The following is a 21,939-nucleotide window of genomic DNA, read 5'->3' on the forward strand; positions in this document are numbered from 1 at the left end:
AAAAGGCAATCGGCGCAGGGAGCTTTGTTCCACGGGATTTCAGTGCGGGATCTTTACCCCTACTGAAACCCTGTGGCAAAACCCGCAACCTAAGAGGCAGGGCATCTATGCCAAGGTTATATCTTCTGCTACTAAACGTCGTATTTCATTTTTCCTTCTACACAATCTTCCCCTCCAGCGTCCCGATCTCTTCTTCCGAAAGGCCGAGGCTTTCGAGGTAGCCTTTTGCCGTGCCATATTTCCCGGCAATGTGCTCCATCAACTTTTGCATATATTCGGGCTTCGAGCGGAACACATAATCCGGCGCCTTGATCCCCGCCGCCTCCACCATTTTACGCTGACGTTCGAAGGTCTCCTTCATGTAAGTTTCCGAAATCGCATAGTCCGCGAGGACGGTGTCGTCCGCCACTCCCGCGAGCTTCAAAAGAAGCATCGTAATAATGCCCGTGCGGTCCTTTCCCGCCGTGCAGTGGTAAAGGATGACGCCCCGTTCGTTTACCATGCGCGTAAAGACCTCTTTCAGGCCGTCCTTGCTGTTTTCCACGAGGCCAATATACATTTCGCTCATGTCGTCCGGCATTTTCCCTTTCAGCAGTGTGGACTGGATTTGGTCCAGAAGCGGGACGTTTAAGTATTCCATCTCCCGTTTGTCGATATGGTCCGGGTTCATTTTTGTTTCCTTGCTGCTCCGCAGGTCGATCACCAGCGTTACACCATACTCCGCAAGGAATGCCCGGTCTTTCCCGGTAAGTCCGTTTAAGCTGTCTCCGCGCAGGAACGCCTTATATTTTGTCCTCTTTCCGTCTTCCGTAGGATATCCGCCAAGGTCGCGCACATTGTGCGCGCCCGTAAGCGGCAGCGGCTTCGATACATTCATTTTTCAAACCTTCCTCCACGTGCTATAATCTGCACATGGATTATTTTGTCGTTTACTTTCTGGCAATCAACCTGGTTGCCTTCATCGTCTGCTGTTATGATAAACGCGCCGCACGGCGTTCTAAGCGCCGCATTCGGGAAAAAACGCTGTTTTTGCTGTCCGCCGCCGGCGGAGCGTACGGCATGTTCATTGGAATACTCGGCTGCCGTCATAAAACGCGGCGTCCATCTTTTATGATTCTCGTACCGCTTTTCTGTGTGCTCTGGGCTGTGCTGTTCGCGCTGTTATTAAATTATGCATAAGCAAACAACGCCACCCTGCGCTTCGCGTTCTACCGTCTCCGCGAAAGCAGGAACAACCGTAGGAAAGACAGGAAAGATGCGAGCATCGCCGCTACATACGTCATAGCCGCGGCAGAGAGCATGCGTTTTGCTTCCGTCTGCTCCTGTGCGGTCAGCACTCCGGAAGCGGAAATATTGGCCATCGCCCGCTTGCTGGCGTTGAACTCCACGGGCAGGGTAACGAGTTGGAAAATCACGACTGCAAAATAGACCCACGCCCCAATATCCACCAACACTCCCATACCGGGCGTTCGCGCGGAAAACAGCAGACCGATCAGGATCAGCGGAAACGCAAGTTTGGTCGCAAAGTTCACCACTGGGACGATCGCATTCCTTACCCGCATAGGGCCATATTTTTTCTCTTTTTGCAGCACATGCCCGCATTCGTGCGCGGCGATCGAAACAGCGGCGATCGAATGCTTTGCGTAAACGCCCTCCGAAAGGTTCACCGTCCCCGTACGCGGATCAAAATGGTCTGTCATGTCCCCCGCGACAGGCTGTACGGCCACGCCATGAACGCCGTTTTGCCGCAGCATAGACTGCGCGAATTCGCGGCCCGTCACGCCGCTTTTCGCCGGGATCTGCGAATACTTCTTGTATGCGTTGCTGACGCGCGCCTGCGCCCAAATCGTAATGATAAATGCCGGAATCAAAATAAGCCATGTCCAGTCAAACCACAATGGAAAAAACATCTCTTCTCCCCTTCATTCTTTTTTTATTATAATAACACGTATTTATGAATTATTCATAAACTTTGGCAGAACCCGTGAAACCCTACCCTGTGCCGGTGCGGAATCCCAAAACATCCACAGTGCCGTTTGGGCCAATGTACCCGCGTCCATTCCGGTTCCCATACTGTATGCCGTTTAGCGCCGCCCTCTTCCGTGGCTTTTTGAAGGCAAACAAAAAAGGGGAAGTCCTCCCCCAGGCTGCCGGTAAACCTTTGTTTCGGCTAACCGGCCGGCATTTTTCTAAACTGTTATTTGCAGGCAATGGCGCCGTGTGCGCCCGCAGATTTATATGGCGGTTTACGGCTGCGCGCTCTGCGTGCAGTAAAACCGCCGCAAATGCGAAAAAGTGTCCAGCCGCTTGGCGGCGGCACTTTTCGGGCAAGCTCCCCTGCCCGGGCGTTTGGAATATGGCTCTGTGCCAGCCTTTTTGAATTGGCTATAACCGCGCAGCAGCGCCTATAAAATGGAAAGCGGCACCACAGAGGCGATGTTCGTCCCGCCCACGCTCAGGTGGTCGATATAAACTTCCACTTCAAACGACCGTTCCATGTTCTCACAGTTGATGACGTCGGCGCTTTCCCCGAATATATATTTCCCGGACTTATCCAGCAGCAGCGCCTGGTCTGAAATCTTGAGCGCATGGTCGGGATAGTGCGTGTTGAATACGCAGGAAATCCCCTTTTCTGCCGCCAATCTTTGGATAATGTCCAATATAATCAGTTGGTTTTTGAAGTCGAGGTTCGATTCCGGCTCGTCGAGCACAAGCATAGAAGGCTGTGTCGTAAGCGCGCGTGCAATGAGAATCATTTGCAGCTCGCCGCCGCTCATCTGGGAGCAGAGCTTCCCGCATAGGCGAGTCACTCCCACCAGTTCAATTGCTTCCCGTGCCAGCTCAAGGTCCTTTTTTTTCGGCTGCTGCATCATCCCGAGGTGTGCGCACCGTCCAAGCACCACCATCTCCTCGGCAGTGTACATCAGCGCGTTTCCTTTCGCTTGCGGTACATAAGCAATTTTTTTCCACAGCTCGCGCACCGGGATATGGTGGATATTCTTCCCATCGATGCGGCTTTCCCCCTTTTTCCAGTGAAGCAGCCCCATCATGCACCGGAGCAGTGTCGTTTTTCCCACGCCGTTCGGACCAAGTACGGAAAGTATCTTTCCCTCCGGCACCCGGAAATTCAGGTTGCGCAGTATTTCACCACTGCCGCTGTAGCCGAAGCATCCGTTTACAACTTCAAAAATCATAAATTAGACCCTCCCGTCTTTTTGAGCAGGATAATAAAGAACGGCGCGCCGATCACCGACGTTAAGATCGAGATCGGTATTTCCGCCGCAGTCGCGCTGCGCGCTACGGTATCCATAATCAGCAGGAACACCGCGCCAAGGCTGATACTCGCCGGAACAATGCTCTGGTTATTGCTGCCAAAAAGCATCCGGCAAATATGGGGGATCAGAAGCCCTACCCAGCCAACCTGCCCGCACATAGAAACACACGAAGCGGTAATCATCGTCGCCGCAAGCGCTACAATCACCCGCATCACACGGATATTTACGCCCATGGTCTTCGCCTCATCCTCACTGAGCATCAACACGTTGAGCTTCCACCGCAGGGCAAAAATAATCACGATGCCCGCCACAATGAACGGCGCGCCCAGCGCAAGGCTGCTGAAGTTGGTGTTTGCGAGGCTTCCCATCAGCCAGTAAGTGATGGCCGGGAGCTGCGATTCCGTATCCGCGATAAATTTGATAATCGATATCCCCGCTTCAAACAGCGACGCGATGACCATACCCGAGAGGATGACCATCACCGTGCTCGCCCCGCTCTTCTGGCGGCTGATGATATAGGTCATCAGAACGGCGACAAAGCCGATCGCAAGCGCGGAGACCTGCACCGTGATGAGCCCCATACCCAGCAAAAGGGCGAGGGCGGCTCCAAAGCTGGAGCCTGCCGCTACGCCCAAAGTATCCGGCGTTGCCAGCGCATTGGAAAAGATGCTCTGGAACGCCGCGCCGGATACCGCCAGTCCCGCCCCGCACAGCACCGCGAGAATGATCCGCGGGAGCCGTACGCTGATCAGCACGCTGTATATCTGCGGATCGACGCTCTCCGGCCCGTGCGCCGCGATCTCAAACAGGTTTGTCACGATCTCGCCCGGGCCCATGGACATACGCCCGATTCCCATACAGATAATTGCCGTCACAATGGGCAGGAGTACCAGTATAATATTTCTGAAAACATGATTTTGTTTCAGGCTGGCCATGGTTTAGAATGCCGCTGCAGATTCCGGCGTCGGGGCGAGGATCAGGGCCACCTGTTCGTCCGTGAGCTCAAGGCCGTAGAATTCGCTGTAATAATCCTTGATCTCCTGTTCGATGTCAAGGTCTTCGAATAATTCAGGATACATCTGCTTCGCCATCCACTGAAGCATCAGCGGGGAATCGGAGGACGGCGGGAACCAGTAATACATTCCCAGCGGAATCTTGTACACGCGCTTATCCTGTACTGCTTTGATGCCGCTCCAGTCGTGTCCGTCTGCCGCCGTGTTGTTGTAGAGGTCCTCAGGCGTATAGGCCGAGAAGCTGTTGAGGAACAACACGTCCGGATTCCATTCATAGATCTGTTCCATATTGACTTCGCCTGTGAACGCACCCACATCATAGCCGAGGTTCTTGCCGCCGGTAGAAGTGATCCAGTAATTTGCAAAACTGGTGCCGCCCGCCGTGATCGCGGATTCATTGTAGTTGGAGAGGATCAGGGTATTCGGATAATCCTCCTCCGGCACTTCCGCGAGCCTGTCGGCAACGGTCTGCTGCACCTCCTCGCCGTATGCGATGATGCCGTCAGCCCTGTCAGACGGACCCATGACTTCTTTCAAAAGTTCGATCCACGCGTTGAAAGTGTCGATTGTGTTGTAATCGTCGAAAAGTGTGGTTGAAAAGCCGACCGCCGGGATACCTGCGGCTTCAAGCGCGTCATAGTTTGCCGTTACGTCCGCATTGTAAAACACCACGTCCGGGTCGAGCTTAATCAGCTCTTCCATGTTGATATCGTCTCCGCTCGCCCAGCCGTCCGGCAGCTCTTTCAACCCCGGATACGCTTCGCCGAGGATGGAATTCACTGCGGCGTTCTTGGAATCCGGGTGAATCCCGACGAGCCCGTCCGACGAGCCCATAAACATGCAGTATACGGACGTAAGGGGCGTAAGGCCGCCGATGGCCACGCGCTCCACCTTTTCGGGCAGCACGACTTCATGCCCCGCATGGTCGGTAATGGTTCTTGTTCCCTCCGCTTCTTCCGAGGCCGTCGCTTCCGTTTCTGCGCTTTCAGCGGGCTCCGAGGACGCGCTCTCCGAAGGCTGTTCGGAGGTTGCAGGCTCCTGCGAAGCACATGCCGTAAGCAGTAGGGACAGGCACAGTAGTGCAGCAAGCATGATCGCTATACTTTTCTTCATTTCTTTACCTCTTTTCTTTGAAATATTGTAAGGATAGGTTTATCCTTAGATGCGTTTTACAAGTTCCTCTATATGTTCACCGATAAACGGGATGCATTCGTTCCAGTGCAGTTTGCTCGATACCGCGGGGTTCGGGAAATCCACAAACTTCGTGCGGCTGCCCGGCTCAAGCAACACCTTCAGCATAGGATCGCCGATCACGATATCGTAACCGCCGTTCACTTCCGCTGCAATTTCTTCTTCACACGCCGCCTGCATGTCGCCCGGCTGCATGAGCCCGGCATTCGGGGTGAAAAGCCCCGCTACGGTCACACCCTCAAAGCCATAGTCCCGCACAAGACAGCGGCGAATGGAATCAGAGATCACCTTTTCGCCCAGGATCAGGACTTTTTTACCCGGCTTTTCGGAGGCCGCAATGCGGTTCTTTCCGTCCGCACAGGTCCGGCCGAGCAGCTCGAGCAGCTCTTCCGTCGGTTTTTTCCCCACGGGCAGGCCGGCCACATAAGGAATCCCGAGCCTGCTGTACAGGTCGTTTGCCGCGGCAAGGCCGCTTTGCGAAACCACCACGTTCGCCTGCGCCTGCGCGCAGGCCGCGATCTCTTCCAGGGACGTATCCATCGCCATGGAAGCACCCACCGTATATCCCTCCGCAAGGAACGCCGCGCGGATATCTCCGGCGTTTCCGTTGGTATAAAAATCAAGCGGGGTCAGGCCCAGGAGGTTGATCCGTTTTTCCACGGTCTCCCTCTTTTTCCCGAAACGCCTTGCGAGCGCAAGGAAAGCGTCTGAGGCGCCGCAGTCGTAAAGCCGCAGGCCGGTCGTCGCAAACCCAAACGCAGGAAGGCCGGTACGCTGTTCGATTTCGCCCGCGATCCCTTCAAAGTCCGTGCCAATCACCATGGGCACGGGGCTTCCCGTCACGCAAATGAATTTTGGCAGCATTTCCTCCGCCGCTTCCATGATGCGTCCAATCAGCTTTTCATCATCGCCGATGATGGCGTCAATCTGGCGCAGGGCCGAGCAATATACCTCGCTCGACGATCCATACCACCGCGGCTCGTCAAACCCCGTATAATTTCCCGTACATCCGCATGCGTCGTGGATCACGATCATTCCGCCCAGTTCAAACAGGGCGGAACACACGCCCGAATAATCCGGCGCAAAGGGGGGAAGGCTCAAGGATAATTGTTTCATGTCACACCACCAATCCGCTGTCTTTCACAAGCTGTTCCAAATCGTATTCATGCCCGCATTCCCGGCGCATCTTTTCCATCATGGAAATAATACCCGCGTAGCCGTAATGTTCGCCGTCCGCAGCAAGCGGCACCACATGGGGCGAACCCGTGAAATAAGCCGCTTCAAAGCCAATGCACAAATGCTGTTTGCTACCCGCAATCTGCCCGGGCATCGAAAAATGCTCCGGCTGCAGAACCTTTACCTCCCTGTGGTTTTTCAGGATCCAGTTCATGTCTTCCCGTTCGACGGGCAGGCATTCCGATGCAAAAACCGTATCTACCCGGAATCCATATTCCACCAAAAGGCGTGCAAGCCCAAAGGGGCGGTAAGTTGCCGCATAATCAATAGAAACGGGCCGTCCGGCAAGGCTTTTCAGCGTCTCAAGTATCTTGTCTTCCGCCATTTGCTTTTCTTTTGAAAAATCCGGCGACGGTATGCCAAGCTTTTCGCATACTTCGGCCGCATTCCGTTCAATTTCGCCAAAGGAGTAACTGACCGGGAAATATCCGTAATCGATCCCCTTCCGGAGCTTCATCTGTTTCGCCGCATAAAGCGCGAGCGGTGAAGTGATGATGTTAAGCGCGCTTTTCCCCATCTCCTGAAATTCGTCAAACGTCTTATACTGGCTGATGTGCCGGGATTCGATTCCGTTTTGGCCGAGCCAGCCGATCAGCTCGTTGTCCCGCCCGATGGCAAGGTTGCTGCCGATAAAGTTGACCGCGCGGTCCTTTTGCTCCGCATCCCCGGTGAGGGAATAAATGGTGTCCTGAATGGTAACGGCGGGCGGCGCCGGACCGTCCCCCGTAATCGGGTTCATAAAGCATACGATCGTTTTCGTATCCGGGTACTTTTCGTTGAGCGGCCCGAGGAAAACCTCGTGGTCCGTTCCGAGCAGATTGTCGATGCAGGTCACGAAGATCATGAACACGCGCGGACGCGGATTCATTTTTTCGAGCAGTCCGTCCACATTTTCGAGGATCAGCTTTTCATAACTGCCCGAAACAATGTCTTCTTCCCGGATAGAGAGCCACGAAATACGGTCGTCTATTTTAAGCTCCATTGAGGAAAGCATAATATGCCGCATACAAGCCGACGGACCTACGAAAAGCTGGTAGCTTTCGGGCACCTGCATAGCCATACGCACGATACTCCAGCCACCGCGCGCTGGGGAAGAATACTGAAGGGTAGTAACAAATTCGCACCCGTTTGCCCTATCCGCCCGTGCCAGGGAGTTCCCGGCTTTCCGCTCATGCATTTTTTTGTTCCTCCCTTGTGCAAATTCCAAGTACGCGGTCCGCAAGATCAAGATACTCGCGCGCCATATCGCTTTCGGGATATGCTTCCACCACCGTTTTCTTCTGTTCTTCCGCGCGCTGCACGAAGCTGCTGCGTGGAATCACCTTCACGACCTGCGTTCCCGCGTCCCGCGCGAATTCTTCCACAAGCTCGTTTTCCCGCTCCACGTTGCGTGCATTGAGGATCACGCCGCCAAAAGAGGCATAGCCCCGGTTTTTAAAATTTTCAATGGCGAGGGCAATATTTGCCGCCGCGTAAAGCGCCATCTTCTCGCCCGAAGTTACGACAAAAACCTGGTCCGCATAACCACCGCGGATGGGCATCGCAAAGCCCCCACATACCACATCGCCGAGAACGTCATATAGAACAATGTCCGGTTTGAATGTTTCATACGCTTTGAGTTCCTCCAGTTTTTCAAATGCGGTAATGATTCCGCGCCCGGCGCAGCCAATACCCGGGGTCGGGCCGCCCGCCTCTACGCACAGGATACCGCCGTAGCCTTCCTTAACAATATCGTCAAGCGCCACTGCGCCGCCTTTCTCGCGGAGCGCATCGAGCACCGTGCGCGGCTGCTCTCCCCCTGCCACATTTTGTGTGGAGTCTGCTTTGGGATCGCAGCCGATCTGCATCACCCGGCAGCCTTTTTGTGCAAACGCCGCCGATAGGTTGGATGCCGTCGTCGATTTCCCGATCCCGCCTTTTCCATACAAAGCAATCTTAATCATTCCAGTCTTCCCTTCCAGCTCCAATTGTTAGCATGCGCTAACTCATCGGAAAATAATAAGGAGCGCCCATTCAAGTGCCCCTTTTCCCCCTTTGGTTAGCTTCCGCTAACCGTTGATAACTTTATCATCTTTTCATGAACATGTCAACAAGATTTATTTTATTTTTAATCTTTTCGTGAAATTTTTAGCTGGCAAAAATCTGCGGATATACAAAAAGAACGCCCGTCCTCCCACGGTCCGCAGCGCTCCTCTTTTCTTGTTTCAGAGTTTTTCCAGCGGTACGAACTCAGGCGCCCGTGCCGTAAATTTACATATATATTTTATGCCGCATTCCTTCATGTATGCCACTGCATCCGCAAACCGCCAGCCGACCCTGTCGGCTATATGCGCGTCGCTGCCAAGGGTAAGCACTTCCCCGCCCAGCTCGCTGAAGCGCTTCAGTACGCTTTTAACAGGCGTAGGCCATCCATACACAAGATAATTGCTGGTGTTCACCTCGATCCCCTTACCGCGCAAAATCACGGAGCTTAGGATCGCGTCCAACAGGTCCGGAAAATCCCGGTATTCAAACGGCGTTTTCTCCTTCAGGCCGTCAATATTGGACAGGTATTTATCCAGATACCCAATATGTCCGGCAACGTCGAAATCGTCGAAGCGCTCGAGGTCAAAAAGCATCTCTTCCAGGTATTCGCGCTGTGCCTGCCGCAGTGTCTTTCCCTCAAAGCTGTCGCCGAAATACGGATCTTTTCCCTTGATGGTGTGCTGGGAGGCAATTACAAAATCAAAGTCCCGGCTGCCGACATATCCGGCGATCTTTTGAAGGGAACCGGGCATCAGCGACACTTCCACCCCTTTTTTGATGCCGATTCCGGGTACACGCTCCCGCGCCTTCCGCAGTTCACGGTCATAAAGCGTATCATCGAGCATCACCATCCCCTCTTCCGGGTACGGATAATCGATCTCCTGATGCTCTGTAAAACAAATTTCCGTAAGTCCTTTTTCCTTCGCCGCCATTGCCGCGCGTACAGGGCTGTCGTACGCATCATGGGAAACGTTGGAATGGATGTGGTAATCAAACATAGTGGTCCCCCTCTTTCTTCTCGCACTGCTCCTATCCCCATTATACCGGGCGGTGCGTTGTTGTCAATTGAAGCCCGGTTGTGCTATACTGTACTGTAAATTAATTTTTGATTGGGGTATGGAAAGGTATTATGGAAAATCCGTCAAAGACGCGTTTCATTTGCGAAACGGCTGCCATTGCGGCGGTTTACGCAGTGCTCACGCTCCTGTTCGCACCGTTTGGGTTCCTTCAATTCCAGGTGCGTATTTCGGAAGCATTGTGCGTCCTGCCGTTTTTTACGCCCGCGGCAGTGCCCGGCCTCTTTATCGGGTGCCTGATCGCCAATATCTTTGGCTCGGGGACACTGGGACTCATGGATATCGTTGTCGGAAGTCTTGCCAGCCTGCTGGCCGCGTTCGTCACATGGAAGATCCGCGGCAAAAGCAAATGGCTGCTTCCCCTTCCAAGCGTCCTTGCAAACGCTTTCCTGGTGTCGTGGACTCTGAGCGTCATGCTCGGGCTGCCTTATTGGGTCAATGTCGCAACGGTAGGGATCGGCCAGGCGATCGCATGTTATGGAATCGGTATGCCGCTGTGGTTCCTTTTAAACCGTTATAAGCGAAACGTTTTTCACAGGATATAAATTTGTCCGGGTCTTTGCCGGGGCGTCCAAGGATTTTCATGTTTATTTGTTGAAAGGCAGTATTATGAAAAAAATATGTGTATTCGGCTCTTCCTCCGCCGCGATCGACCAAAGCTATTTCGACGCCGCCTACCGGCTCGGCCAGCTTCTTGCGGAAAAGGAATGGGCAATGGTGTTTGGCGCGGGAACAATGGGCATGATGGGCGCCGCCGCGCGCGGCGTACACAGCAAGGGCGGCTATGTGATCGGAGTAATCCCGGAATTTATGAACATTCCGGGAATTCCCTACGAAAAATGCAACGATTATATCGTGACGGAAACCATGCGCGAACGCAAACAGAAGATGGAAGATCTGTCCGATGCGTTCATTGCCGTAGCGGGCGGCTTCGGGACGTTCGAAGAGCTGTGCGAAGTCATTACGCTCAAGCAGCTCAAACAGCATAAAAAATCCATCGTGATTTTGAATACGAACGGCTTTTTCGACGAACTGCTCGCCATGTTTGAAAAAACCGTGGCGCAAAAATTCGCAAAAGAGGAAGCGGCCAGCGTATTTACGGTTGTAGATACACCCCGGCAGGCGGTGGAAGCCATCGAAAAATATCATTATACGGAAACCGGCGGCAAGTGGTTTACGCCGGAAGCGCCGTAAGGAACAGATCGTAAGCCTGTATGCAAAATGGGGGTATGCAGGAAAAGGACGTCGGGCAAACAGCCCGGGGCTCCACGCAAACCCATAAGGTAAATTTCGCCATCCGGCGGAAATCCGCAGGGCATGCGGCATCCCAGGGCGGCAAAGCGGGCCTTTGGGAAAAAGGTGGGAGCCGGGCGAACATTGCTTCGGCATGGCCCCGGTAAACAGAGGTAATTTTGAATGGATAAGGTCCCCATGAGCTTCAAGACCATGTTCCGGACGTCCGGAATCGTCTATAAACGGAATTTTGGCAGGTTGTTTTTGCCCTTGCTTCTTTTCCAGCTTGTGCTGCTCGTCCCGCTGATGTTCTTCACTATGCCGGGTACCGTTTCGGTGGCGCGGTCCGTGCTGCTCGCGCTCTCGCGGACGGGAGGAAGCAGTCTTTCAAGCGTCGTTACCGTGCTTGCCATCGTCGTGTGCGTTGCCGTTTTCGCATCGCCGCTCATGGTCTCAAACGTGGTCTATGTCATTGACAGCGATTACGCGGGCCGCCATGTGACGTTCCGCGATGCAAGCAAACACGCAAAGTGCCGGTATGGCAGCATGCTTAAAGCATATTTCGCCGCGATTGTGCTGCTGGCCCTGCCTGTAGCGGGAATTATCGCGGTTATTCTGGCTATCGCCATGCCCGGCGGTGTTCCCGCCGCTGCGCTGACCGTGTGGCAAATTGTGGTCGTCGTAATCCTGGCCCTTGCGGCCCTGCTGCTGTTTTTTGGAATTGTGTTTATTCCTTATACGGTGGCCGTAGAAGGCCAGGCCGGGTTCCGGGCGGTCTTCAGTTCCTACCGCTATGCGTTTTTAGGGAATTTTTGGAGCAACTTTACGCGTGTGCTGACCGCCGCGGTCATCGTTGGGCTCGCCGGCCTCCTCATCAATTGGCTCTCCCAGCTCCCCTTTCAGGAACTGTATGAGCTGTATCTTGTGGATCCCATGCTTGCGCTGCAAAATCCACTGATGATCTTTGTGATTTTGTTTGCGCTGCTGGCAATCGTCGTGGTTACGTTTGTTTTCCCATTCTGGTATGCGTTTACCTACCACACCTACCAGAATGCGAAATATGAATATGAGAAAAAGGCGGGGAACAGGTAGCGGCCGGTTCTATTGCCCGGCGCACCGTCTTGGGTTTTCTGTCTACTATTACAAAAGGAGTTTTATCTATGAGAGCAATCGTAAGCGTACTCGGGCAGGATAAGCCCGGCATCATCGCCCACATTTCGCATGCGCTCTATGAGGCAAACGCGAATATCCTCGACATTACGCAAACCGTCCTGCGGGACGAAGTGTTTGCCATGACCATGCTTGTCGATCTTGCCGCTATGAAGGTATCGTTTGAGCAGTTAAAGGAACAGCTCGGCGCGGCGGGCGCGAAAATCGGCATCGAGGTGCGCCTGATGCGCGAAGAAATTTTCAACAGTATGCACCGGGTATAGGCGCAGGCAAGCGGGTGCGGGCCGCAGCACGCTACGGGCGCGTTTGTATGCCTGTTTCCTGCTTCCGATCAATTGTTTAAAAGGGGTTTTTTATGATAGACCAGAAAGATATATTGAAAACGATCGACATGATCGCGCGGCAGAACCTTGATATCCGCACGATTACCATGGGTATTTCCCTCTTTGACTGCGTGTCCGGCAATGCGGACGTATGCGCCGGACGCGTATATGATAAAATCACGCGCAAAGCAAAGGATCTCGTCAGGACGGGCGAGGCAATTGAAAACGAATTCGGTATTCCGATCGTCAACAAGCGCATTTCCGTAACGCCCGTTTCCCTTATTTCCCAAGGCTGTGGAGATTATGTGAAATTCGCCCACGCGATGGACAGGGCCGCGCACGAAATGGGCGTGGACTTCATCGGCGGTTATTCCGCATTTGTGCAGAAAGCCGCAACTGCCGCAGAAGCGCAGTTTATTGATTCCATTCCGCAGGCGCTCAGCGAAACGGGAATCGTATGCTCTTCCGTCAACGTGGCGACAACGCGTGCGGGCATCAACATGGATGCGGTCAAACGCATGGGCGAGGTCATCCGGGAAAGCGCCGAGCTGACCGCCGCGCAGGGCGGCATGGGCGCGGCAAAGCTCGTGGTATTCGCAAACGCGGTGGAGGATAACCCATTCATGGCGGGCGCGTTCCACGGCACGGGTGAAGGAGACTGCGTCATCAACGTGGGAGTCTCCGGTCCGGGCGTGGTCAAAGCCGCGCTGGAAAGCAAAAAAGGCCAGCCGTTCGACGAAGTGGCGGAGACCATCAAAACGACCGCATTCCACATCACGCGCATGGGCCAGCTTGTAGCGCGGGAAGCAAGCAGGAGGCTTGGCGTACCCTTTGGCATCGTAGACCTTTCACTCGCCCCTACCCCGGCCATCGGCGACAGCGTGGCCTATATCCTCGAAGAAATGGGCCTTGAGACGTGCGGCGCGCACGGTACGACCGCCGCGCTCGCTCTCCTCAACGACGCGGTGAAAAAAGGCGGCATCATGGCTACCTCCCATGTGGGCGGGCTTTCGGGTGCGTTCATCCCGGTCAGCGAAGATGCGGGCATGATCCACGCGGCGGAAACGGGCGCGCTCACGCTGGAGAAGCTTGAGGCAATGACGTGCGTATGCTCGGTCGGCCTCGACATGATCGCGCTCCCCGGCGATACCCCGGCAGAGGTGCTTTCGGCGATCATGGCGGACGAAGCGGCGATCGGCATGGTCAATACCAAAACGACGGCAGTGCGCCTCATTCCCGTACCCGGCAAGCAGGTGGGCGATTATGTGGATTTCGGCGGGCTTCTGGGCCGTGCGCCCATCATGCCCTATAACCACAATTCCCCGAAAGAATTCATCGCGCGGGGCGGGCGCATCCCGGCTCCCTTGCACGCACAGAGGAATTAAGCCGGAGCGCGCACAGAAAAAATAACGGGTTGGCTCTGCCGCGCATTTCATACGGCCATACGCGGCAGGACCTGGTTTCCCCGTCTTTGAAGTATCTTGCCCAAAATATGTTTCTCTTTCTATTTTTTTGTTAAATGCATGGAAACAGCGTTATAATAGGAGCAAAGGCTTTTTATCTGCCTGCCGGACAGGCAAAAGGAGTAAATACGATGGAAGAAAAAACAAGAGACCAAATCGACCAAAAATATAAATGGGTACTGGAAGATATCTATGCCACGGATGAGGCATGGGAGGAAGATTATAAAAAGCTCGAGAAGCTGATGGAAGGCATCCCCCATATCCAGAAGACGCTGACAAAAGACGAAAAGAGCCTTGCCAGCGCCCTTCATGACATGGAGCAGATGGAGCACATCGCGGGCAACCTGTTTGTATATGCGCGTATGCGCCGCGATGAAAACAACGCGGATACGGCTTACCAGGCGCAGACCGCGCGCGCGATGGATATAAACGTGCGCCTCGGCAGCGCGCTTTCGTTCGTGAGTCCCGCGCTTCTCGCTTTGAAACCGGGCGTGCTCACAGGCTACATCGAAGCGGCTGTCCCTCACTGTAAAAAAGGCCGTAATCCTAAAACATGCAAAAAGGGCGGCCATTGCTCGAAGTGCGGCAACCATACGCACGGGAACAAAAATCTTGCGCCCTATGATTTCATGCTCAAGGAACTTGTGCGCGGCAAAAAGCACGTGCTGTCCAAAAAAGAAGAACGGCTCCTTTCCATGACTGCAGACATCGCGGGCGCGCCCAAAGACATCTTCACCATGATCGACAATGCAGACATGAAGTTCGGTACGGTAAAGGATGCGGACGGAAAATGCGTCCAGCTTTCCCACGGCAAATATATCGTGATGATGCAAAGCCCTGACCGCGATGTACGCAAAAAAACTTACGAAACCTATTACAAGTCCTACAAGGATATGATCAACACCATCAGCGCGGCCTATTCGGCAAGCGTCAAGAAAGACGTATTCTATGCGCGTGCCAAGAAGTTTGGCAGCGCGCTGGAAAAATCGCTTTTTTCAGACAACGTGCCCGTTGCGCTGTACGATAACCTGATCGAAACGATCCATAAAAACCTGCCCATCATGTACCGTTATGTGGACGTGCGCAAAAAGGCGCTCGGGCTTACGGATCTCGCCATGTATGATATCTATACCCCGCTTGCCAAAGAGACGCACGGGGAATATTCCTACGAGCAGTCCATGGAGCTCGTGAAAAAGGGGCTTGCCGTTTTGGGCGAAGAATACGGGAACCTGCTGCAGGAAGCGCAGGATGCCGGCTGGATCGATGTATACGAAACGCCGGGCAAGACGAGCGGCGCATATTCGTGGGGCGTCTTCGGCGTACATCCATATGTGCTTTTAAATCACCGCGGCGACCTTGACAGCGTGTTCACCATCGCGCACGAGCTTGGCCACGCGATGCACACTTACCATTCCAATAAAAACCAACCTGAGGCGAAAGCGGGTTACGAAATTTTCGTGGCGGAAGTCGCAAGCACAGTGAATGAGATCCTGCTCACGCATTACCTGCTCGGTACGGAACAGGATGCGGACGCGCGCAGGTATATCCTGAACCACTATCTCGACCAGTTCCGTACGACGGTGGTGCGGCAGACCATGTTTGCGGAGTTTGAGAAAATGACGCACGCGGCCGTGGAGGCGGGCGAAGCATTGACCCACGAAAGCCTGTGCCGGATGTACGGCGACCTTAACGCGCTGTATTACGGCCCGGAAATTGCGCGGGACGATACGATTTCCTTTGAATGGTCGCGCATCCCGCACTTTTACAATGCGTTCTATGTGTATAAATATGCGACGGGTTTCTCCTGCGCGGTAAAAATCGCGTCGGATATCCTCAGCGGCAGGAAAAACGCGGTCGGGGATTATATCCGCTTCCTGTCTTCGGGCGGCAGCGACTATCCGCTTGAGCTTTTAAAGATTGCACATGTAGACCTAGCGGGCGGCGAGCCTGTGGACGTCTGCATGCAGGAGTTTGCAAAAGCGCTGGATGAATTTGAACAAATGTTGTGACGGGCCTGCAGCAGGAAGGCTGTTTGTCAGGGCTTTGTTTGAATATTCCCTTTGGGGCGGCTTCGGGTTTTCCCGAAGCGCCGGGCTTGTCCGGATTTTTTAGCCCGTCACTGGTTGTGCGGCGGCAGGAGGGCCGCAGGAGATCCTTACGGATTTCCGCTTATGATCTATGGAATCCATTTTATATAGAACTATTACGGAACAGGACTACCCGCAGATCAGCGAAATGCTCTGCGGGATTTGGCAGTTTGACAAATATTTAAACGATGAAAGCACCGTCCGGCGTGCCGGGCTTGCATTTTGGTATGCCTACCTCGCGCGCCAGAATTATGCTGAAGCCGCGGAGCGGGACGGCAGGATCCTCGGTATACTTCTTGGGCATTGCGGTTCCCTTCCCTTTCCCGCGGAACACAAGGGTTTTGAAAAGGAAGCGCGGCGGTTCCTGCGGGAATTTTCACGCTCCGGGGAGGGGCGGAAGTTTTACAAAGCGCAGACACGTACCGCCAAATATGAGCGGCAGCTTCTCGCGCCTTATGAAGGCAGTTTCGACGCGGAGCTTGTGCTGTTCGCCACCGCGCCGGAGGCGCGCGGCCTGGGCGTCGGGAAAACGCTTCTTTCGCGGTTCAACGCTTTCCTGAAAAAACAGGAAGCGCGGCACGCATTCCTTCTTACGGACAGCTTTTGCAATTTCGGTTTTTACGACCATCTCGGGTATGAGCGGCTCGCAGAAGTGGAAGGGCTCCTCGGTATCGAAGCGGATGGAAAACCGCTGCATTTTTATCTCTACGGATACGAAGTGTAAATTGCAAACAAATATTGGTTATGTTAAAATAACAGTATCAACAAACGGAGGTTTTTGTTATGAAACTTTGTTTTTCCACATTGGGCTGCCCTGAATGGAGCTTTTCAGATATTATTTCCACTGCATGCGATATGGGCTATGACGGTATTGAAATCCGCGGCGTGGGAAACGTGATCGATGGGACGCGTATTCCGCAGTTCTCACCTGAAAATGCGCCAAAGACCAAAGCCCTCCTTGCAGCTAAGGGGCTTACCATCGCATGCCTGACCTCCGCATGCTATATGAACGATTCAAACCATCTTGGCGACGTGCTTTACCTTGCAAAAGCGTATGCGGATACGGCGCACGACATGGGTATTCAAAATATTCGTGTGCTGGGCGATTTCGGCCCGGAGCAAAGCGGCGAACTCAATATTCCTGAAATTGCGGCCCGCGTAAAAGAGGTTGCCCAGTATGCAAAACCGCTCGGCGTAAACGTGCTTGTTGAAACGAACGGATTTTTCGCCGATTCCCGCAACATGGTGGAGCTTGTAAACTGCGCTGGCGAAGAAAATATCGGCGTACTATGGGATATCCACCACCCATACCGTTATTTTAACGAAACGCCGGAATACACAATCGACACAATCGGCGACCTTATCCGCCACGTACATATTAAAGATTCTGTATATGATAATGACAAGCTAAAATACACCATGGTCGGCTATGGGGACCTTCCTGTGCGCGAATGCGTGGAACGCCTCAGCCAAATCGGCTATGATGGATTTTATTCCCTCGAATGGCTTAAGCGCTGGGATCTTTCCCTCGAAGAACCGGGGATTGCTTTTGCGGGATATGCAAACTATATGAAGTCTTTAATAAAATAGACTGTGATTATAAATTGGCCATATGGAGACGGCACAGCGTTTTGCGCTGTGCCGTTGTTTTGTTTGCCCGGCTCGACCGGCTCGAAGATTTTCCGTCTCACGCGGAAGTACAAGACAAATGTCAAAAGGATACTGCGGAAACGCGGTATCCTTTTGTGTTATTTCAGTCCGGTATAAAATCGATAGGGAAGAAGTTCTTCCAGCGTGAATACTTCATATTTTCCTACACTGTTTGCGCAGAATATTTTAGTGTCTTTCCGTAAAAACTCTGCAAGAACCTGCCTGCATATTCTGCAGGGATATGCCATCTCCATTCCGCTGCCTGCTATGGCAATCGCCACAAACTCCGTATATCCTGCTGAAACCGCCTGCGCCACAGCCGCACGTTCCGCACAAATGGAAGCAGAAAAGGCAACGTTTTCCACGTTGCAGCCGCAGAACATCTTTCCGTCCGGCGCAAGAATCACTGCTCCTACCCGGTAGCACGAATAAGGTGCATACGCATTCTTTGCCGCTTCCCTGGCCAGTTGCACGAGTTTCATCCCGTTTATTTTCATCGTTCTATTCTGCAAACAACTTCGCAAGATTTTCCCGGAAAGGCGGGCGCACAATTCCTTTTTCCGTAATAATTCCGGTAATCAGTTCATTTGGCGTCACATCAAATGCGGGATTGTATACCTTCACATCTTCGGGAGCAATCTGATATCCAAGGCCATAGATAATTTCTTCCGCACCGCGTTCCTCGATCGGGATCTCATCTCCGGTCGCGATTTCCATATCAATCGTGGAGGTCGGTCCCACACTGTAAAACGGAATACCATGGTGCTTAGCAAGGACGGCAAGGCCGTAGGTTCCAATCTTATTTGCCACATCGCCATTCGCCGCAATTCGGTCGCAACCAATGAATACAGCCTGTACCCATTTGTTTTTCATCACCATTGCCGCCATATTATCGCAAATAAGCGTTACGTCCACGCCTGAATGAAACAGTTCATAGGAGGTGAGGCGCGCTCCCTGAAGCAACGGACGCGTCTCATCGGCAAATACCTTAATATTCGTTCCCCGTTCTTTTGCAAGATAAACGGGTGCAATGGCTGTTCCATACCGGGATGCCGCAAGTACGCCTGTGTTGCAGTGCGTAAGGATCGCCATACCGTCCGAAAGCAGGGTAAGGCCGTGCTCTCCAATTTTCCGGCACATTTCCACATCTTCCTGCTTGATCCGGTCCGCCTCGTCAATAATTGCCGTCCGCAGGCGATGCGGGCTTTCCCCCCTGTGCTTTTGAACCATTCGGTCTATCCGGTCGAGTGCCCAGAATAAATTAACCGCCGTCGGCCGGGATTTTGCCAAATAATCCTTTGCGCGCTTAAAATCCTCGTAAAACTCTTCATACGAGGTTTGACGCGCCTCCTCCGCCGCAAGAACCAGCGCATAGGCCGCCGCTACACCGATTGCCGGCGCACCGCGTACTTTCAGCGTCCTGATTGCATCAAAGCACTCTTCAACCGTTTCCATTTTTATATATTCCAAGTTGCGGGGCAGTTTCGTCGTATCGAGAATAAACAATCCGTCTTCTCCATATCGTACTGTCTGCAGCTCCATCATTTTATCCAAAGACATTTTCTTTTCTCCTTACTATTATTTGCGGACTATGCTTTGATTTATTCAAATCTGTCGAATGCCTTCATATGAAATGCGCCGGCCCGTAAGGTCCGGCGCATCCCGTCTGCGTTCTGTTCTGTTTATGCCAGCCCTGCCATAAATTCATTGAACGAGTCTTCGTCGAGAGGCGCTGTAATTGTGCCGGAGATCAATTCTTCCTTCACCTTATCGGTTGCCGCAAGGATATCTGCAGGCACAAGCTGGTCTGATGTAGGTGCAATTCCTACCGCATCTTCCGCAAGGCCGTACGAGGTGGCCGTCCCGCCTGCGAAGGTTCCGTCCGCAATTTCCCGGGTAATTTTATAAATTACCTGATCTACATTTTTGATCGCGGAGGTAAGGACATTTTCGGGCGCAAGATAGTTCTGATCCCGGTCCACGCCGATCACATATTGATCCATTTCCTTGGCTGCCTCGATCACGCCGATGCTTGCCCCGCCCGTCATCGCGAACAAAATATCCGCTCCATCGTTATACATCACCGTTGCAATAGCTTTTGCCTTTGCGTTATCGCTGAAACTTTCCGCATACTGTACATCGACCGCAATATCCTTATCGAGTTCCTTGGCCGCATAGGCAACGCCCGCACGAAAGCCATATTCAAACTGGTCGATAATTGGGTTTTTGATTGGCCCAACGAGTCCAACATGATCCGTTTCAGTCATGCGTCCCGCAATATAGCCGACGAGAAAGCTTGATTCCTGCGCCTTGAAGAGTACGCTCGTCAGATTCTCCGGTGTCTCTTCATAAGAGGAATCCACAATGCCGTATTTCTGGTCCGGGTTTGTTTTGGCCGCATTGAGCATGGCGTCTGCCATCAGGAAACCGACGCCCCAGATCATATCGGGTTCCTCATCCGTCAGTTTATCAAGGTTCGATCCAAAATCCGATTCCTGTGCAGATTCCAGGTATTTTACCTGATATCCGAGGTCTGCCTCCAGTTTTTGCATGCCTTCCCATGCCGATTGGTTAAAAGACTGGTCGTTGATTCCCCCAAGGTCCGCCACCAGCGCAACGTTCAGCGTTTTTCCTGCTGCCGGCTTGCTGCCCGCTTCGCTTTCACCTTCACCGTTTTCCTGCGCGGTGCTTTCGTTTTCCGTACTCTGCGCGGCGCTGCTTTCCTGTGCCGGTTCCTGTGCAGTGCACCCCGTCATTAAAACGCTCAGAACAATCAAGACCGTAAGCATCAGTACAACTACTTTTTTCATGATTTTTTTCCTCTCTTGTGTTTTATTTTGATTGCATCATCTGCAATTTCAAACTGTTTCGCTGTCGATCCGCGCGTAGACCAGCGGGAGGTTTTTCGGGCCCTCCCCGCTAATCACGATGCCCTCCCGCAGAAGCTGCTCCGCACGGTCAAGCGTCTCCGGCCGCGAGGTGTGCAGCGATGCGAGGATATCTCCACGCCGTACAGGATCTCCATACCCTTTTGCAAGACACACGCCCGCTGTATAGTCGAGCTGCGCATCCTTGTTCTCGCGTCCGGCGCCAAGCGCCATGGAAGCCATACCGCACTTTTCCGTCTGGAAGCCCTGTACAAATCCATCCTGCCAGGCGCGCACCTCTTTTATACAGGATGCTTCCGGAAAACGCTCCGGATGGTCAACCAGTGTCACATCCCCGCCGTGCGCCGCCACCATTTCGCGGAACTTCCGGAACGCTCGTCCGCTTTCAAGCGCCTGCGCCGCCATCTCTTCGCACGCCTCAAGGCTGCCTTTCTGTGCGAGGTACAGCATGTTCGCCGCAAGCACACAGCATAGTTCCTTAAGCCGTCCCGCCTTGTTTCCGTGCAGCACTTGGATCATTTCGATTACTTCAAGCGATGTGCCAATATTGTTTCCCAGCGGGCAGTTCATCTGTGTGACAAGCGCAACCGTATGTTTCCCAAAGCGCTTTCCAATCGCCACCATTTTTTCTGCGAGCGCCGTCGCGCTTGCGATATCTTTCATGAACGCTCCGTTCCCAGTTTTTACATCGAGCAGGATCGCATCGGCGGAGCCGGCAATTTTCTTGCTCATGATGCTGGAGGCGATCAGCGGAATACTTTCCACTGTTGCGGTCACATCGCGCAACTGGTAAATTTTTTTATCTGCCGGTGCGAGGTTCCCGGTCTGTCCGATGATACTCACGCCCACCGTATTCACGATCTCGAAAAAGCGTTCCTTTTCTATTGCGATGCTGTAACCGGGTATGGCTTCCAGTTTGTCCACCGTGCCGCCGGAAAACCCCAGGCTCCTGCCGGACATTTTGGCAACGGGCACGCCGCACGCCGCGACAATCGCCCCGACGATCGGGCTTGTTTTATCTCCCACTCCTCCCGAACTGTGTTTATCCACCTTGATCCCACGGATTGCAGATAAATCCGCGGTCTCACCTGTTTCCACCATGCTTTTTGTAAGGGCAAAGGTTTCCGTGTCGTCCATTCCATTGATCGCGATCGCCATCAGGAGCGCCGCCATCTGGTAATCCGGAATTTCTCCATCTGTGAAGCGCTTCACCACATAATCAATATCCCCCGGCGTCAGGGCTTCCCCATACCGCTTTTTGTTTAAAATTTCATACATTTTCATATGCTGTCAAACCTCTTTTTTCATC

Annotated in this window: 22 protein-coding genes; 9 read left to right on the forward strand and 13 right to left on the reverse strand. The window is 53.3% G+C overall.

Annotated features, from left to right (window positions below; genetic code table 11):
• Positions 1–157: 157 nt before the first annotated feature.
• Positions 158–877, reverse strand: coding sequence for a tyrosine-protein phosphatase (locus H8S18_RS08050; protein ID WP_186857800.1), 720 nt, complete (start codon positions 875–877; stop codon positions 158–160).
• A gap of 35 nt (positions 878–912) precedes the next feature.
• Between H8S18_RS08050 and H8S18_RS15075 the strand changes: the two genes are divergently transcribed.
• Positions 913–1,179 carry a DUF1294 domain-containing protein gene (locus tag H8S18_RS15075; RefSeq protein WP_186857801.1) on the forward strand — a complete coding sequence of 89 codons (267 nt, stop codon included), beginning with the start codon at positions 913–915 and terminating at the stop codon, positions 1,177–1,179.
• Between the two features lie 29 nt (positions 1,180–1,208).
• On the opposite strand, the gene H8S18_RS08060 is transcribed toward H8S18_RS15075, so the two are convergent.
• The 8 genes from H8S18_RS08060 to H8S18_RS08095 form a co-directional block, all read right to left on the reverse strand.
• On the reverse strand, positions 1,209–1,910 hold the full coding sequence (locus tag H8S18_RS08060) for a zinc metallopeptidase (RefSeq protein WP_186857802.1): 702 nt from the start codon (positions 1,908–1,910) through the stop codon (positions 1,209–1,211).
• Between the two features lie 495 nt (positions 1,911–2,405).
• Positions 2,406–3,194, reverse strand: a complete 789-nt coding sequence (locus tag H8S18_RS08065; RefSeq protein WP_186857803.1) for an ABC transporter ATP-binding protein — start codon at positions 3,192–3,194, stop codon at positions 2,406–2,408.
• Positions 3,191–4,210, reverse strand: coding sequence for a FecCD family ABC transporter permease (locus H8S18_RS08070; protein ID WP_186857804.1), 1,020 nt, complete (start codon positions 4,208–4,210; stop codon positions 3,191–3,193). The genes H8S18_RS08065 and H8S18_RS08070 overlap by 4 nt, the downstream gene beginning before the upstream one ends.
• 3 nt (positions 4,211–4,213) lie before the next feature.
• Positions 4,214–5,401, reverse strand: a complete 1,188-nt coding sequence (locus H8S18_RS08075; RefSeq protein WP_186857805.1) for an ABC transporter substrate-binding protein — start codon at positions 5,399–5,401, stop codon at positions 4,214–4,216.
• Between the two features lie 45 nt (positions 5,402–5,446).
• Positions 5,447–6,595 carry a nitrogenase component 1 gene (locus H8S18_RS08080; RefSeq protein WP_186857806.1) on the reverse strand — a complete coding sequence of 383 codons (1,149 nt, stop codon included), beginning with the start codon at positions 6,593–6,595 and terminating at the stop codon, positions 5,447–5,449.
• A 1-nt stretch (position 6,596) separates the two neighbouring features.
• Positions 6,597–7,892: a nitrogenase component 1 gene (locus H8S18_RS08085; RefSeq protein WP_186857807.1), complete on the reverse strand. Its 1,296-nt coding sequence runs from the start codon at positions 7,890–7,892 to the stop codon at positions 6,597–6,599.
• Positions 7,885–8,658 (reverse strand): nucleotide-binding protein, encoded by a 774-nt coding sequence (locus tag H8S18_RS08090; protein WP_186857808.1) that lies wholly within the window; start codon positions 8,656–8,658, stop codon positions 7,885–7,887. The genes H8S18_RS08085 and H8S18_RS08090 overlap by 8 nt, the downstream gene beginning before the upstream one ends.
• A 261-nt stretch (positions 8,659–8,919) precedes the next feature.
• A complete protein-coding gene (locus tag H8S18_RS08095; protein ID WP_186857809.1) occupies positions 8,920–9,738 on the reverse strand; it encodes a histidinol-phosphatase HisJ family protein in 819 nt (272 codons plus the stop codon).
• A gap of 131 nt (positions 9,739–9,869) precedes the next feature.
• On the opposite strand from H8S18_RS08095, the gene H8S18_RS08100 reads away from it, so the two are divergent.
• From H8S18_RS08100 to H8S18_RS08135, 8 genes are all read left to right on the forward strand, one after another.
• Positions 9,870–10,361 carry a QueT transporter family protein gene (locus H8S18_RS08100; RefSeq protein WP_186857810.1) on the forward strand — a complete coding sequence of 164 codons (492 nt, stop codon included), beginning with the start codon at positions 9,870–9,872 and terminating at the stop codon, positions 10,359–10,361.
• Between the two features lie 64 nt (positions 10,362–10,425).
• Complete coding sequence (locus H8S18_RS08105; protein ID WP_186857811.1) at positions 10,426–11,010, forward strand: LOG family protein; 585 nt, start codon at positions 10,426–10,428, stop codon at positions 11,008–11,010.
• 222 nt (positions 11,011–11,232) lie between these two features.
• On the forward strand, positions 11,233–12,141 hold the full coding sequence (locus H8S18_RS08110) for a hypothetical protein (RefSeq protein WP_186857812.1): 909 nt from the start codon (positions 11,233–11,235) through the stop codon (positions 12,139–12,141).
• Between the two features lie 68 nt (positions 12,142–12,209).
• On the forward strand, positions 12,210–12,482 hold the full coding sequence (locus tag H8S18_RS08115; RefSeq protein ID WP_186857813.1) for an ACT domain-containing protein: 273 nt from the start codon (positions 12,210–12,212) through the stop codon (positions 12,480–12,482).
• A 92-nt stretch (positions 12,483–12,574) separates the two neighbouring features.
• On the forward strand, positions 12,575–13,927 hold the full coding sequence (locus tag H8S18_RS08120) for a PFL family protein (protein WP_186857814.1): 1,353 nt from the start codon (positions 12,575–12,577) through the stop codon (positions 13,925–13,927).
• 209 nt (positions 13,928–14,136) lie between these two features.
• Positions 14,137–16,014, forward strand: coding sequence for an oligoendopeptidase F (pepF, locus tag H8S18_RS08125; protein ID WP_186857815.1), 1,878 nt, complete (start codon positions 14,137–14,139; stop codon positions 16,012–16,014).
• A gap of 169 nt (positions 16,015–16,183) precedes the next feature.
• Positions 16,184–16,816 carry a GNAT family N-acetyltransferase gene (locus H8S18_RS08130; RefSeq protein WP_186857816.1) on the forward strand — a complete coding sequence of 211 codons (633 nt, stop codon included), beginning with the start codon at positions 16,184–16,186 and terminating at the stop codon, positions 16,814–16,816.
• A gap of 59 nt (positions 16,817–16,875) precedes the next feature.
• Positions 16,876–17,682: a sugar phosphate isomerase/epimerase family protein gene (locus H8S18_RS08135; protein ID WP_186857817.1), complete on the forward strand. Its 807-nt coding sequence runs from the start codon at positions 16,876–16,878 to the stop codon at positions 17,680–17,682.
• Positions 17,683–17,840: 158 nt separating this feature from the next.
• On the opposite strand, the gene cdd is transcribed toward H8S18_RS08135, so the two are convergent.
• From cdd to H8S18_RS08155, 4 genes are all read right to left on the reverse strand, one after another.
• Positions 17,841–18,239 carry a cytidine deaminase gene (gene cdd, locus H8S18_RS08140; protein ID WP_186857818.1) on the reverse strand — a complete coding sequence of 133 codons (399 nt, stop codon included), beginning with the start codon at positions 18,237–18,239 and terminating at the stop codon, positions 17,841–17,843.
• Positions 18,240–18,243: 4 nt separating this feature from the next.
• Complete coding sequence (mtnA, locus tag H8S18_RS08145; RefSeq protein ID WP_407926962.1) at positions 18,244–19,296, reverse strand: S-methyl-5-thioribose-1-phosphate isomerase; 1,053 nt, start codon at positions 19,294–19,296, stop codon at positions 18,244–18,246.
• A 128-nt stretch (positions 19,297–19,424) separates the two neighbouring features.
• Positions 19,425–20,552: a BMP family lipoprotein gene (locus tag H8S18_RS08150; protein ID WP_186857819.1), complete on the reverse strand. Its 1,128-nt coding sequence runs from the start codon at positions 20,550–20,552 to the stop codon at positions 19,425–19,427.
• Between the two features lie 48 nt (positions 20,553–20,600).
• On the reverse strand, positions 20,601–21,914 hold the full coding sequence (locus H8S18_RS08155; RefSeq protein WP_186857820.1) for a thymidine phosphorylase: 1,314 nt from the start codon (positions 21,912–21,914) through the stop codon (positions 20,601–20,603).
• Between the last annotated feature and the right edge of the window lie 25 nt (positions 21,915–21,939).

This window comes from Christensenella tenuis (assembly GCF_014287795.1).
Classification (GTDB): Bacteria; Bacillota; Clostridia; order Christensenellales; family Christensenellaceae; genus Christensenella; species Christensenella tenuis.

Excerpts from the sequence above, each read along its gene's own strand:
- H8S18_RS08070 (WP_186857804.1), bottom strand. The coding sequence starts at position 4,210 with ATGGCCAGCCTGAAACAAAATCATGTTTTCAGAAATATTATACTGGTA.
- H8S18_RS08155 (WP_186857820.1), bottom strand. The coding sequence starts at position 21,914 with ATGAAAATGTATGAAATTTTAAACAAAAAGCGGTATGGGGAAGCCCTG.
- H8S18_RS08080 (WP_186857806.1), bottom strand. The coding sequence starts at position 6,595 with ATGAAACAATTATCCTTGAGCCTTCCCCCCTTTGCGCCGGATTATTCG.
- H8S18_RS08095 (WP_186857809.1), bottom strand. The coding sequence starts at position 9,738 with ATGTTTGATTACCACATCCATTCCAACGTTTCCCATGATGCGTACGAC.
- H8S18_RS08120 (WP_186857814.1), top strand. The coding sequence starts at position 12,575 with ATGATAGACCAGAAAGATATATTGAAAACGATCGACATGATCGCGCGG.
- H8S18_RS08105 (WP_186857811.1), top strand. The coding sequence starts at position 10,426 with ATGAAAAAAATATGTGTATTCGGCTCTTCCTCCGCCGCGATCGACCAA.
- cdd (WP_186857818.1), bottom strand. The coding sequence starts at position 18,239 with ATGAAAATAAACGGGATGAAACTCGTGCAACTGGCCAGGGAAGCGGCA.
- H8S18_RS08110 (WP_186857812.1), top strand. The coding sequence starts at position 11,233 with ATGGATAAGGTCCCCATGAGCTTCAAGACCATGTTCCGGACGTCCGGA.
- H8S18_RS08065 (WP_186857803.1), bottom strand. The coding sequence starts at position 3,194 with ATGATTTTTGAAGTTGTAAACGGATGCTTCGGCTACAGCGGCAGTGGT.
- H8S18_RS15075 (WP_186857801.1), top strand. The coding sequence starts at position 913 with ATGGATTATTTTGTCGTTTACTTTCTGGCAATCAACCTGGTTGCCTTC.
- H8S18_RS08090 (WP_186857808.1), bottom strand. The coding sequence starts at position 8,658 with ATGATTAAGATTGCTTTGTATGGAAAAGGCGGGATCGGGAAATCGACG.
- H8S18_RS08050 (WP_186857800.1), bottom strand. The coding sequence starts at position 877 with ATGAATGTATCGAAGCCGCTGCCGCTTACGGGCGCGCACAATGTGCGC.
- H8S18_RS08150 (WP_186857819.1), bottom strand. The coding sequence starts at position 20,552 with ATGAAAAAAGTAGTTGTACTGATGCTTACGGTCTTGATTGTTCTGAGC.
- H8S18_RS08130 (WP_186857816.1), top strand. The coding sequence starts at position 16,184 with ATGGAATCCATTTTATATAGAACTATTACGGAACAGGACTACCCGCAG.
- H8S18_RS08060 (WP_186857802.1), bottom strand. The coding sequence starts at position 1,910 with ATGTTTTTTCCATTGTGGTTTGACTGGACATGGCTTATTTTGATTCCG.
- H8S18_RS08115 (WP_186857813.1), top strand. The coding sequence starts at position 12,210 with ATGAGAGCAATCGTAAGCGTACTCGGGCAGGATAAGCCCGGCATCATC.
- H8S18_RS08085 (WP_186857807.1), bottom strand. The coding sequence starts at position 7,892 with ATGCATGAGCGGAAAGCCGGGAACTCCCTGGCACGGGCGGATAGGGCA.
- H8S18_RS08135 (WP_186857817.1), top strand. The coding sequence starts at position 16,876 with ATGAAACTTTGTTTTTCCACATTGGGCTGCCCTGAATGGAGCTTTTCA.
- H8S18_RS08100 (WP_186857810.1), top strand. The coding sequence starts at position 9,870 with ATGGAAAATCCGTCAAAGACGCGTTTCATTTGCGAAACGGCTGCCATT.
- pepF (WP_186857815.1), top strand. The coding sequence starts at position 14,137 with ATGGAAGAAAAAACAAGAGACCAAATCGACCAAAAATATAAATGGGTA.
- H8S18_RS08075 (WP_186857805.1), bottom strand. The coding sequence starts at position 5,401 with ATGAAGAAAAGTATAGCGATCATGCTTGCTGCACTACTGTGCCTGTCC.